Origin of the sequence: Ectobacillus sp. JY-23 (assembly GCF_023022965.1) — a bacterium.
Lineage (GTDB): Bacteria > Bacillota > Bacilli > Bacillales > Bacillaceae_G > Ectobacillus.
Genome location: NZ_CP095462.1, coordinates 1,559,740 through 1,572,300, shown reverse-complemented (window position 1 = coordinate 1,572,300; position 12,561 = coordinate 1,559,740). Strand labels below are relative to the sequence as shown.

Genomic DNA, 12,561 nt, shown 5'->3' with positions numbered 1-12,561 from the left:
ATGAAAGAATTAGAACTATTACACGTAGCAGTAAAGGCTGCTGACGATAAAAAAGCAGAGGATATTGTGGCATTAAATATGCAAGGCATTTCTACGATTGCAGATTATTTTATTATTTGCCACGGTAATTCTGATAAACAAGTACAAGCCATTGCTCGTGAAATGAAGGAAAAAGCGCATGAGCACGGATTTGATGTAAAGCGTATTGAGGGCATGGAAGAAGCACAATGGGTACTTGTAGATATGGGAGATGTTGTAGCTCACATTTTCCATCGTGATGATCGTGATTATTATAATTTGGAAAGACTGTGGGGCGATGCACCGCGTGAAGACATCGAGGTGGCGTTGCGTTAATGAGTTATCAACAATTCGCGTTGCTTTATGATGAACTCATGAGCGATGTTCCATATGAGAAATGGGTGTCGTTTGTTGAGAGAAAAATGAGCGAATATCACTTGACTGCTCCTTCCTTATTAGATGTTGCATGTGGAACTGGAAGTGTTGCCCTGCCCCTTATGCAAAAAGGGTATGATGTAACTGTGGTAGACTTATCAGATGATATGCTATCTGTTGCTCATGAAAAGGTGCTGTCTGCAGGCTATGATGCTGCATTTTATCAACAGGATATGAGGGAGCTGTCACTTGGCAGGGAATTTGATTGTGTCACGATTTTTTGTGATTCTCTCAATTATGTAACATCAGAAGATGGTATAAAACAGACGTTTAAAAAGGTATATGAGCATGTAAAGCCCGGCGGCTTGTTTTTATTTGATGTACACTCACTTTATAAAATACATCAAGTATTTATGAATGAAACGTATACAATTAATGAGGAAAAAGTCGCTTTAATTTGGAATTGCTTTCCTGGTGAAGAGCCAGACAGTGTTGAGCATGAAATGACATTTTTTGTGCAAGACGGTGAATATTATCAGCGCTTTGATGAACTTCATGTGCAGCGAGGGTATGAAACGGACCATATTGCATCTTGGCTTGAAGAAGCTGGTTTTACTGTATTGTGTGTGGAAGGTGACTTTACGGAAGAACTGACAGATACAACAGAACGTATCTTTTTTACTGCGCAAAAAAAACCGCGATGATTTCATCGCGGTTTTTTTGTTGTATGGAAGGAGAAACAAGAATTGTGTCGAATTGTATCTTCTAGTAGGTTTTAAACTGTTTATGAATGATTTCGATATCCTCGTAATACTTACTGTGTGTTTTTTGAAATACGTGTGCAAACATGTCTCCGAGCTCTGCCTCCATCACCGCAATGCCTTCACCTGTAATACCGCCTTTAACACAAACCTTTTCCTGTAGTGTATCAAGGGTAAAGACTTGCTTTTCAATTAATTTTCCCATTCCGATTAGCATACCGCTAGCTAGTTCTGTTGCTTGTTCCTCCGTAATTAGCGTTTCTGCAACTGCAGCATCAATAAAACGGCGCAATAAGTAGCTAAAAAAGGCAGGACCACAGCTTACGATATCAGAAGCGACCCTTGTAACATTTTCTTCAATATGAACAGTGTGTGAGATATGTTGAAATAAGAGAAGTAGCTTCTCTTCCCATTCTTTTGTGCAAGCGAATGTACACAGTGAAATGCCCGATAACGCGCGATTTGTAATACTGGGGATAATGCGTGCTACGCCACATGGTACAACAGAAGCAAGAAGTGTTGTGCTGATTGGACTGGTGATAGAAAGCAAGCATTGCTCTGATGTAAAAGCAGCTTTGTTCTCTTGTAGAATCGGGTATATCTCATGTGGCTTAACACTGATCAAGACTAGGTCAGAGCGTGCAATCACTTCTTGTATAGAGCTTGCTATATGAACGGAAGGATACTTTTGTTTAATATGATGTGCCTTTGTTAATGTGCGATTAATAATCGTTATATTTGCGGGATCGACTGCCTGTGCTTCAATAAACGAATCAATGAGAATTCGTCCCATATTTCCCGTTCCGATGATACCTATGTTCAATGTCCCGTCCCTCCCTTGCAATGCTTTCTCCTAAACAATATGAAGTATTTATGTATTTTATGATTTTGGCTTACATGTCGGAAAGGAGTACTTATGATAGAAGTCTATAAAAAATGGTTAGTGCTAGGTGTTGTAGTGTGTGTCATATTGTGCCTGTTTTTTTTGGGTGTACATCAAAAGAAAGATGAAAGTGTACCTATAAGCACGCCACAGGAACAGATGAAAGAGGCGGAACAAACTGTTTTGTTCGTAGATATTAAGGGAGCTGTCGCACGAGAGGGGGTATATGAATTTTCTAAAGGAACTCGTGTAAAAGACGCGATTGCCAAGGCAGGAGGATTGCTGCCAGAAGGAGATTCTTCTAAAATCAATTTAGCGCAGTTTATACATGATCAGATGTTGTTATATGTACCAAATAAAACAGATCCAGGAGCAGTTCCTGTTGCTCCTCAGACTAACAAAATTGCTATAAACATAGCATCGAAAGAAGAAATTGAAAAAATTCCGGGAATCGGCCCCAAAAAGGCGGAAAGTATTATAAGATATCGAGAAGAACATGGACCCTTTCAAACGATAGAAGATTTGCTTGAAGTGGACGGAATTGGTGAAAAGTCGCTAACAAATATAAAAGAACAAATTGTCGTTCCCTAAAACGAATGGTACACTGTAAACAAAAAAGGTGAGAGCGATGGAACGTATTTCTTGGGATCAATATTTTATGACACAAAGTTATTTACTATCACTGCGTAGTACTTGTACAAGGTTAGCGGTTGGTGCAACAATTGTAAGAGATAAACGAATTATTGCTGGCGGATATAACGGATCGATTGCCGGTGGTGTACATTGTATTGATGAAGGATGTTATGTTATTGACAATCATTGTGTACGTACTGTGCACGCGGAAATGAATGCTCTGTTACAATGTGCTAAATTTGGGGCGAAAACGGAAGGGGCGGAGCTATATGTCACCCATTTTCCTTGCCTGCAGTGCTGTAAAGCAATCATTCAAAGTGGTATTGTAGCGATATATTATGCAACGGACTATAAAAATCATCCATATGCACTGGAACTCTTCAAACAGGCCGGTGTGAATGTAAAGCATGTGCCATTGCATTATACGATTACAGAAAAAGAATAAAGGATTTCAACGGAAAAACTGACATACTGCATTTTAATTTTTTGTCAGTTTTTCCGTTTTGCTATTATGATAAAGGGGTGAATGAGCTTGCAAGGTCAATGGATATATATTTTAATATCCGTTGCAGTAGGAATTGTAACGGTGTCGTCCCAGTTTGTCTGGTATATGCTGCTTGTAATTGCGTTGTATACACTATATTTGTTTTATATGCTTCCTATGCGTAGCTTTGTTATAAGTATAAGCGGTTTCCTAATTGCTGTTATGTATATGCAATATATAGAAAAGAAAAATACGCCTTCTGTTCCTCTTTCTTCGTTTTATGGTGCCATTGAAACTCCCCCTCTTGTAGACGGTGATCGACTCTCTTTTATAGCTACGGCTGACAATGCGTCTTTTCGGCTCGTTTATAAGTTAAAAACTTATAAGGAACAACAGGAGTGGAAGAAGCAAATGCCTGGACTAACATGCTTTTTTACAGGTACAAGTGAAATTCCTTCACCTTCTCGTAATCCAGGTCTATTTGACTATCGGGAGTATTTAAGAAAACAACAAATCCATTATTTATTTCGTGCCTCCACAATTTCTTCTTGTACATCCAACCCATCGTTTACTCATCGTTTATTCTCTATAAGGAAAACAGCTATAACCTATGTGAATGCTCATCTTCCTGAACAAGCTGCAGCCTTTACAAATGCCCTTGTATACGGTGATCGTTACGGGCTAGAAGAGGAGACAGAGCGTGCGTACCAAGAGTTGGGCCTTGTGCACCTTTTAGCGATATCAGGTTCCCATATCAGCTTATTAATTGGTATAGGAGGGTATATATTATTGCGTCTGGGTGTAACAAAGGAGATGACAGCTGCTGTATTCGTTGTAATTGTGCCATTGTATATGTTTTTAGCAGGGGCCTCGCCATCAGTTATTCGCGCTTCTTTGATGGGAATATGTGCACTATTAGCATCACTATTCACGCTTCGTATGTCCGGCTTAGACATCTTATCGATTGCGGTTCTACTCATGTTACTCCACAACCCTTATGTATTATATGATATTGGGTTTCAGTATTCTGTATTTTCAACTGCTGTTTTACTTCTGTCCTCCAAAACTATGCTTAGGGGCGGATGGTGGCAAATGTATCTTAACATGAGCATTGTAGCCCAACTGGCTGCTATTCCTGTGACTTTGCATTATTTTGGACAAATCTCCCCGTATAGCCTTGTTTTAAATCTCGTATATGTCCCATACCTTTCCTTCATCATTTTACCTCTTTGTCTTATCACCCTTTCTTTATCTGTAGTACTCCCTTCTCTAGCACAGCTAATGGCGCAGTTCCTTAACTACCTCCTAGATATATCCAATTCGTTGCTATCTGTGTGTGAAAAGTTGCCGTTTCGTCAACTCACATTTGGTGCGTCACCAAGGTATGTAACAGTTTTGTATGTGGTTTGTATAATTGCAATCTTTATTGCTTGGGAGGGAAGGGTATGGCGTAAATGGCTAGTACATTGTATTTTTATGCTAGTTTTATTATGTGGTTTTCATTATGTGTCACCATTTTTTCGTGTGCATGGTACCGTTACATTTCTAGATGTGGGACAAGGGGATTGTATTATTATTCAGTTGCCGTATTCGAAAGCAACCTATGTAATTGACACTGGGGGAAATATTTCATTGCCAAAAGAGTCGTGGCAGATTCGGAAACGAGAGTACTCTGTAGGAACGGATGTGCTCTTGCCGTATTTAAGAAGTCAGGGCATTCGCCGCATTGATAAGCTCATTCTAACACACGGAGATCAAGATCATATTGGCGCCGCCAAGGATATCTTAAAAGCGGTATCGATAAAAGAAGTGATAGTGGGGAAAAAGATGCTGTATAGTGAACTGGAGGAAGAAAGCAAGCGACTGGCGCTAAAAACAGGTAGTACTGTGCGGACTGTGACAACGGGAGACACGTGGAAGAGTGGAGCATATCGATTTACTGTTTTAGCACCAGCAAACGAGGCGAGAAATGAGAATGATTCTTCCATCGTCTTGTATACGGAAATGGGAGGCAAACGGTGGTTGTTCACTGGAGATTTAGAAGCGGATGGAGAAGAGCATTTGGTGAAACGTTATGGTTCTATTCCAGCAGACGTCTTAAAAGTCGGGCATCATGGCAGTAAGACATCTACAACCGACAAGTTCATCCGTGCAGTACAACCTGCAATTGCTATCATTTCAGCCGGTGTACAAAATCGATACGGACATCCTCATCCAGAAGTATTACAACGTTTAACAGCAAACAAAACTTCTATATGGCGTACAGATCAGCATGGCGCAATTATTTTTACATTTACAGCTGAAGGGGGAACCTTTCAAAGGTATATCACATATGATGACATATAAAAAAAGAGACTTCATGATATAGGCATAAATCGTTTAAACAGGAAAGAATAATAAGCGCTGTAGAGTCCTTGTAGGAAGTGCATGCTGAGTCAGTCCGTAAGTATTGAAAAGTGGTTCTTGTGCAATGGTTTTCTTACTGTTTATACTTTGGGATTCCTACATGGGATTATCTAAACTCTCTCCTTTTTAATGCGTAGAATATCTCGGGTGTTTACAAAACTAGAATTTGATAAAAATAAGACTGCGCGTGGCAGTCTTAGGAAGCAATAAAATGAATTACTGTTGCAATGACAAATAAAGTAGTGAAGAACCCGAAGGAAACAATGAAACCAACCCCTGAATCTACTGCATCATTACGTGTGCTTTGAACGTTTTTTTCGAACTCATTCATTGATATACCCCTCCCAACTCATTACTTTCAGTATAAGGTAATGTCAGAAAAAAATCTACAATTTCTCTGTGAGATATGATGTCGGTGAGGAAGTCGTTCGCGAAGCGTTTATCGTTAACAGGTAAGTATCCCGGGACTTGCATGTTGACGTTTCATATAGATTGGGGGCGGGCACGACAGGTGCCTGTCCTGACTGTGCTTGTAAAAGATACGTGCTACAAGTAGTATAGAGATATAACTGTTTACGGGAGAGTTTACTTATGAACAATATACATAAGAAGTTAAAAAGAGGCGAGTTTGCCTCTGTTTATTTACTATACGGCACTGAAATGTACTTTATAAATGAGACGCTGGAAATACTGCTTACAGAAGCGCTTGAGGAGCAGGATCGGGAGTTGAATGCAGTCGTATATGATTTAGAAGATTCTTATTTAGAAGATGTAGTGGAAGATGCGAAGACATTGCCGTTTTTTGGAGAGCGTAAAGTAATTGTTATAAAATCACCGCTGTTTTTAACTTCACAAAAAGAGAAAATTGAACAAAATGTGAAGGTGCTTGAGGAATATCTACAAGAGCCATCTCCCTTTACTATTCTAGTTTTTATGGCTCCATTTGAAAAATTGGACGAGCGTAAAAAAATTACTAAGCTCTTAAAAACAAAATCAGAAGTCATGGAAGCTAACGTTATGCAATTGGCGGATGTACGGAAATGGATTCATGAAAAAGTGGTTGAACATCAAATTACGATGGAAGAAACAGCTATTGATCAGCTACTAGAGTTAGTAGGAAGCAATATTATGGTTTTATCGCAGGAAATAGACAAACTTTGCTTGTATTGTGAAATTGGGGGGAATGTCACGGCAAGTATGGTTGCGGAGCTTGTTCCTAAATCAATCGAGCAAAACGTATTCATGTTGGTGGAAAAAGTGGTGCAACGGAATATTGGCGCAGCTATGCGCATATTGGACGAGTTGCTTGTACATCAAGAAGAACCAATTAAGATTTTGGCATTGCTTGCAGGGCAGTTTCGTTTATTATATCAAGTAAAGGAATTGCAGCAACAGGGATATGCACAAAATCAAATTGCTTCTCATATTGGTGTCCATCCGTATCGTGTTAAGTTGGCGATGAAGCAAACAAATTCATTTTCATTTGAGCAGTTGCGCTTTATCACAAGCAAGCTTGCTGATGCAGATTATGATGTGAAAACAGGGAAAATGGAAAAACGGCTGGTTTTAGAGTTTTTTATTATGAACTTAAATGCTTTATAAGCAGGTCGAAGCTTTTGCTTCAACCTGTTTTTTGTATAAAGGGGTTAGCGTAATTCTTGTTCATAATGAGGTTTTTTTAAATGAAATGTGTGACATACCTTTGGGAATGTAAAATTCCCTACCTAATTAGTGGATAACTATTAATTTGCGCGAAGCCATAAAAAAAAACGACCCAGTTGGATCGTTTCATCATTACGCGTTTGTAACGTTAAGACGTTTCGCTAAGCGAGATTTCTTACGAGCAGCAGCGTTTTTGTGGATCAAGCCTTTTGTTGCAGCTTTGTCAAGCTTTTTCGCAGCAGTTGCGAAAGCTGTTTTTGCATTTTCAAGATCGTTATTGTTAAGTAAAGCTTCTACAGTTTTAACAGCTGTACGCATGTCAGACTTTAGAGAAGCGTTATGTGCACGACGCTCTTCGCTAAGGCTAGCGCGTTTGATAGCAGATTTAATGTTTGCCATATCTTTCACCTCCCTGGTGCGATCGAGTAACTCGATACTTACATAGAACAAGAGATATTCTATCAAACGAAAGAGGTAATTGCAATAGAGTTCGGCAATGAAATTTTTACAAACTATATTTTGTCTAAGAATGAGCACCTTTATTTTAGGGAAATATAAGCACATTTCATATAGATTAGGAGGATGAATAATGAGTGAACTGGATTTAAGCCAGTATTCCGTACGAACAGATTTAGCGGTAGAAGCCCATAAATTGGTACAAGAACGTCAGCAGGTTCCTGGTGTGGTGACAGGCGTTGATATACAAGAGCGTGAGGAAGACGGGGTGATAATTACAAAGGTAACGATTGCAGATACAGGAACGGAAGCGATGGGAAAAAAGCCAGGCAATTATTTAACGCTGGAAATACAGGGAATACGCCAACAAGATACAGAACTGCAGCAAAAGGTAGAAAAGGTATTCGCCAGAGAATTCTCACATTTTTTAGAGGAAATCGGTGTAGGAAGAGAAGCAAGCTGTTTGGTGGTAGGTCTTGGTAACTGGAATGTAACACCTGATGCGTTAGGGCCTATCGTTGTAGAAAATTTACTCGTGACGCGCCACCTGTTTGAATTGCAACCCGAACAAGTCGAAGAAGGATTTCGTTCTGTTAGCGCCTTACGTCCTGGTGTGATGGGGATTACAGGACTTGAAACAAGTGATATTATTCATGGGGTAATTGAAAAAGCAAAACCTGACTTTTTAATTGCTATTGATGCATTAGCAGCACGCTCTATCGAGCGGGTAAATACAACAATCCAGATTTCAGATACAGGTATTCATCCAGGCTCAGGAATTGGAAACAAGAGAAAAGAGCTTAGTAAAGAGACGCTTGGAATTCCAGTAATAGCGATTGGTGTTCCTACTGTAGTAGACGCAGTTTCCATTACAAGCGACACAATAGATTTTATTTTAAAGCATTTTGGGCGAGAGATGAAAGAAGGAGACAAGCCATCAAGATCTTTGCTGCCGGCAGGTTTCTCATTTGGAGAAAAGAAAAAATTCACAGATGATGATATGCCAGGAGAAAAGCAACGTAATATGTTTATGGGAATTGTCGGGACATTAGAGGAAGAGGAAAAAAGAAAGCTTATTTATGAAGTATTAGCACCTCTTGGGCATAATTTGATGGTCACACCTAAAGAAGTGGATGTGTTTATTGAAGATATGGCCAATATTTTAGCTGGGGGATTAAATGCTGCCTTGCATCACCAGGTAGATCAGGATAATGTTGGGGCATATACACATTAATGGAGGAGTTCGTAAAAAAATGCGGACTTCTGTTGGTATTGCTCTCTGTTATTACGGCGACGTGCATCCATCTTGCTGGAGACGGATTAAAGCGTATGAAGGGGTATTCCTACAGCTATGATGATATTGCCCATGTTACGGGGAAATCTGAGCCATTTAGAATAGAGGAAAAAGAGCGGCAGTTAGAGAGTGTTCACACCTTTAACATATGGTCAGGGAGCGCTCAATTGATAACAAGTGTAGTTGAACAATTAACATACGTAGTCACAGACGGAATGATTCAAAAAATTCGTGATATCTTTGCAACGTGGGTCTACACAAGGTAGTTGTCCGATTTGTTGATACATAGTGGCACTATACCTTCTTGTTTTTATGCCCAATAACTATAGATATACTTTATGCGATCGCTTTCTGGCAATTTTCGTTGAATCTTCGCTGCCGTATTGATATAATCAAGGCTAGTGTGTGAGATCAGTAGGAGTGAGAAGATGAATAAAGAAGAAAGAGCAAGTAGGCAATCTCGAATTCGTAATTTTTCTATTATTGCCCATATTGACCACGGGAAATCAACGCTAGCCGATCGTATCTTAGAAAAAACGGGTGCGCTTTCGCAGCGTGAGATGAAAGATCAGTTACTGGATTCAATGGATTTAGAGCGTGAACGTGGAATTACCATCAAGCTGAATGCGGTTCAGTTGAATTATAAAGCAAAAGACGGCGAAACGTATACAATGCATTTGATTGATACACCAGGACATGTCGATTTTACATACGAGGTGTCACGCAGCTTGGCGGCTTGTGAGGGTGCAATCTTAGTTGTGGATGCTGCACAAGGCATTGAAGCACAAACATTAGCGAATGTATATCTTGCGCTTGATAATAACTTGGAAATTTTGCCGGTCATTAATAAAATTGATTTGCCAAGTGCTGATCCGGAGCGCGTGCGTCAAGAGGTAGAAGACGTTATTGGTCTTGATGCATCAGAAGCTGTATTGGCTTCTGCGAAAGCGGGAATTGGAATTGAAGAGATTTTAGAGCAAATTGTAGAAAAAGTACCTGCCCCGCCGGGAGACCCAGAAGAACCACTACAAGCTCTTATCTTTGACTCGTTATACGACGCATATCGCGGTGTTATTGCGTATATTCGCGTTGTGAATGGTACAGTAAAGGTTGGAGATAAAGTCCGCATGATGGCGACAGGGAAAGAGTTTGAGGTCACAGAAGTTGGAGTATTCACACCGAAGGCAGTCCTGCGTGATGAATTGACAGTCGGTGATGTAGGATTCTTAACCGCTTCTATTAAAAACGTAGGCGATACGCGCGTAGGTGATACTATTACACATGCCAAGCGTCCAGCTGCTTCACCTTTGCCTGGTTATCGTAAATTAAACCCAATGGTATTCTGTGGTTTATATCCAATTGATACAGCACGTTACAATGACTTGCGAGAAGCACTTGAAAAGCTACAATTGAACGACTCTGCCTTGGAGTTTGAAGCAGAAACATCACAGGCACTTGGTTTTGGTTTCCGCTGTGGTTTTTTGGGGCTTCTTCATATGGAAATCATTCAGGAGCGCATTGAGCGCGAGTTTAAAATTGACTTGATTACAACAGCACCGAGTGTTATTTACAAGGTGTATTTAACAAACGGAGAAGAAATTATTGTAGATAATCCGTCTAACATGCCAGATCCACAAACAATTGATCGCATCGAAGAACCGTATGTGAAAGCGACAGTAATGGTACCAAATGATTATGTCGGTGCTGTTATGGAAATCTGTCAAGGCAAACGCGGCACATTTATTGATATGCAATACCTAGACCAAAGTCGCGTTACGCTAACATATGAAATTCCATTGTCTGAGATCGTATATGACTTCTTTGACCAATTAAAATCCAGTACGAAAGGATATGCATCATTTGATTATGAGTTAATCGGTTATAAGCCGTCTAAGCTTGTAAAGATGGATATCTTGCTAAACAGTGAGAACGTGGATGCTTTATCCTTTATTGTGCATCGTGATTCTGCGTATGAGCGCGGTAAAGTAATTGTAGAGAAATTGAAGGAGCTTATTCCGAGACAACAATTCGAAGTGCCTGTACAGGCCGCTATCGGAAACAAAGTTGTTGCGCGTTCTACCATTAAAGCAATGCGTAAAAACGTTTTGGCAAAATGTTATGGTGGAGATATTTCTCGTAAGCGCAAACTTCTTGAAAAACAAAAAGAAGGTAAAAAACGTATGAAATCTGTTGGCTCTGTTGAAGTGCCGCAAGAAGCATTCATGGCAGTTTTACGTATGGATGATAATAAATAAAAAGCCGCGGTCGCGGCTTTTTATTTATTATCTGCTTGTGTTCTTATTAAGGTATAACCGTATGAAGAAAGGAAGCTTCAAATGCGAGCAGCGTATATTCATATTCCGTTTTGTCAGCATATCTGTCATTATTGTGACTTTAACAAGGTTTTTATTGATAGACAGCCTGTTGATTTATATTTGGAGTATTTAGAAAAAGAAATAGTAAACACTTTACAAGTTGCGCCATTTCAGCAATTAGACACTATTTTTGTGGGAGGTGGCACACCAACCGCATTAAATATGACGCAAACGGAAAAACTTCTTTCTGTAATTAATAAACATTTAGTACCACGTACAGTAAATTACGAACTGACATTTGAAGCAAATCCGGGTGATTTACCAAAAGAAAAATTACAGCTTTTGCTTGACGGAGGCGTGAATCGGCTAAGCTTCGGTGTTCAGTCTTTTAATGACCAGCTACTTCAAAGTATTGGTCGTGTGCATACAAAGCGTGACGTATTAAAGGCTCTTACAGAGGCGCAAGAAGTAGGGTTTACAAATCTGAATGTAGATTTAATTTACTCGCTTCCTGGACAAACATTGGAAGACTTACAAGATACCTTGCAAACAGCTTTTACGCTTGGTGTGCAACATTTCTCCGCGTATTCGCTTATTATTGAGCCTAAAACGGTCTTTTATAATCTTATGCGTCGCGGAAAGCTACCTTTGCCTGGAGAAGAGAATGAAGCTAACATGTATGAAATGGTAATGGATGCGATGTCACGTAATGGCTATTCTCAATATGAAATAAGCAACTTTTCAAAACCAGGGTATGAAAGCAGACATAACTTAACTTACTGGAATAATGAGTACTACTATGGATTTGGAGCCGGGGCGCACAGCTATGTAGACGGCACACGTATTCAAAATGTGGGACCGCTGAAAAAATATTTTGAAACGATAGATGATGCGGGATTACCATACCTTTCTTCACATAATGTGACAAAGGATGAACAAATGGAAGAGGAAATGTTTTTGGGACTTCGTAAGGAAAAAGGGGTACACAAAACAAAGTTTGTTTCAAAATATGGTACGTCTGTACACAAAGTGTTTCAAAAACAAATTCAGCAACAGGTGAAGCGTGGTTTGCTCGAAGAAACGGAACATACAATTCGTCTCACAAGAGCAGGTAAGCTATTGGGGAATGAGGTATTTCAAACATTCTTAATGGAATAAACGTTACATGTATAACTAAATTTTTAGCTTACGTATGCATAAGCGTTGACAATGATACAGGAGTTTTGGTAATTTAATATTAGATTTAGCACTCGAAGTAAAAGAGTGCTAACAGA

At 39.6% G+C, this 12,561-nt stretch carries 13 protein-coding genes; 10 read left to right on the top strand and 3 right to left on the bottom strand.

All coding sequences use genetic code 11. The features are described 5' to 3' along the window. Complete coding sequence (gene rsfS, locus MUG87_RS08200) at positions 1-354, top strand: ribosome silencing factor (RefSeq protein ID WP_247086993.1); 354 nt, start codon at positions 1-3, stop codon at positions 352-354. Then, positions 354-1,097, top strand: a complete 744-nt coding sequence (locus tag MUG87_RS08195) for a class I SAM-dependent DNA methyltransferase (protein WP_247086992.1) — start codon at positions 354-356, stop codon at positions 1,095-1,097. Before rsfS ends, MUG87_RS08195 begins: the two co-directional genes overlap by 1 nt. 61 nt (positions 1,098-1,158) lie before the next feature. Here MUG87_RS08195 and comER read toward each other — a convergent pair whose 3' ends face one another. Further along, on the bottom strand, positions 1,159-1,977 hold the full coding sequence (comER, locus tag MUG87_RS08190) for a late competence protein ComER (protein WP_247086991.1): 819 nt from the start codon (positions 1,975-1,977) through the stop codon (positions 1,159-1,161). A 93-nt stretch (positions 1,978-2,070) separates the two neighbouring features. Here comER and MUG87_RS08185 point away from each other — a divergent pair, with 93 nt between their 5' ends. From MUG87_RS08185 to MUG87_RS08175, 3 genes are all read left to right on the top strand, one after another. Next, entirely contained in the window at positions 2,071-2,628 is a 558-nt protein-coding gene (locus MUG87_RS08185) for a helix-hairpin-helix domain-containing protein (RefSeq protein ID WP_247086990.1), read from the top strand. Between the two features lie 37 nt (positions 2,629-2,665). Continuing rightward, positions 2,666-3,115, top strand: a complete 450-nt coding sequence (locus MUG87_RS08180) for a ComE operon protein 2 (RefSeq protein WP_247086989.1) — start codon at positions 2,666-2,668, stop codon at positions 3,113-3,115. 87 nt (positions 3,116-3,202) lie between these two features. Further along, positions 3,203-5,500, top strand: coding sequence for a DNA internalization-related competence protein ComEC/Rec2 (locus tag MUG87_RS08175; RefSeq protein WP_247086988.1), 2,298 nt, complete (start codon positions 3,203-3,205; stop codon positions 5,498-5,500). Between the two features lie 256 nt (positions 5,501-5,756). Here the strand turns inward: MUG87_RS08175 and MUG87_RS08170 are convergent, their stop codons facing one another. After that, positions 5,757-5,891 (bottom strand): YqzM family protein, encoded by a 135-nt coding sequence (locus tag MUG87_RS08170; protein WP_124563339.1) that lies wholly within the window; start codon positions 5,889-5,891, stop codon positions 5,757-5,759. A gap of 260 nt (positions 5,892-6,151) precedes the next feature. Here MUG87_RS08170 and holA point away from each other — a divergent pair, with 260 nt between their 5' ends. Next, complete coding sequence (gene holA, locus MUG87_RS08165; protein WP_247086987.1) at positions 6,152-7,162, top strand: DNA polymerase III subunit delta; 1,011 nt, start codon at positions 6,152-6,154, stop codon at positions 7,160-7,162. A gap of 192 nt (positions 7,163-7,354) precedes the next feature. Here holA and rpsT read toward each other — a convergent pair whose 3' ends face one another. Continuing rightward, positions 7,355-7,621 (bottom strand): 30S ribosomal protein S20, encoded by a 267-nt coding sequence (rpsT, locus tag MUG87_RS08160; protein WP_247086986.1) that lies wholly within the window; start codon positions 7,619-7,621, stop codon positions 7,355-7,357. A gap of 187 nt (positions 7,622-7,808) precedes the next feature. On the opposite strand from rpsT, the gene gpr reads away from it, so the two are divergent. The 4 genes from gpr (at position 7,809) to hemW (ending at position 12,445) form a co-directional block, all read left to right on the top strand. Further along, positions 7,809-8,912: a GPR endopeptidase gene (gpr, locus tag MUG87_RS08155; RefSeq protein WP_247087597.1), complete on the top strand. Its 1,104-nt coding sequence runs from the start codon at positions 7,809-7,811 to the stop codon at positions 8,910-8,912. Continuing rightward, positions 8,912-9,238 (top strand): DUF3679 domain-containing protein, encoded by a 327-nt coding sequence (locus MUG87_RS08150; RefSeq protein ID WP_247086985.1) that lies wholly within the window; start codon positions 8,912-8,914, stop codon positions 9,236-9,238. Before gpr ends, MUG87_RS08150 begins: the two co-directional genes overlap by 1 nt. Before the next feature lie 162 nt (positions 9,239-9,400). Continuing rightward, complete coding sequence (gene lepA / locus MUG87_RS08145) at positions 9,401-11,227, top strand: translation elongation factor 4 (RefSeq protein WP_247086984.1); 1,827 nt, start codon at positions 9,401-9,403, stop codon at positions 11,225-11,227. Between the two features lie 81 nt (positions 11,228-11,308). Further along, positions 11,309-12,445 (top strand): radical SAM family heme chaperone HemW, encoded by a 1,137-nt coding sequence (hemW, locus tag MUG87_RS08140; RefSeq protein ID WP_247086983.1) that lies wholly within the window; start codon positions 11,309-11,311, stop codon positions 12,443-12,445. Positions 12,446-12,561: the final 116 nt, after the last annotated feature.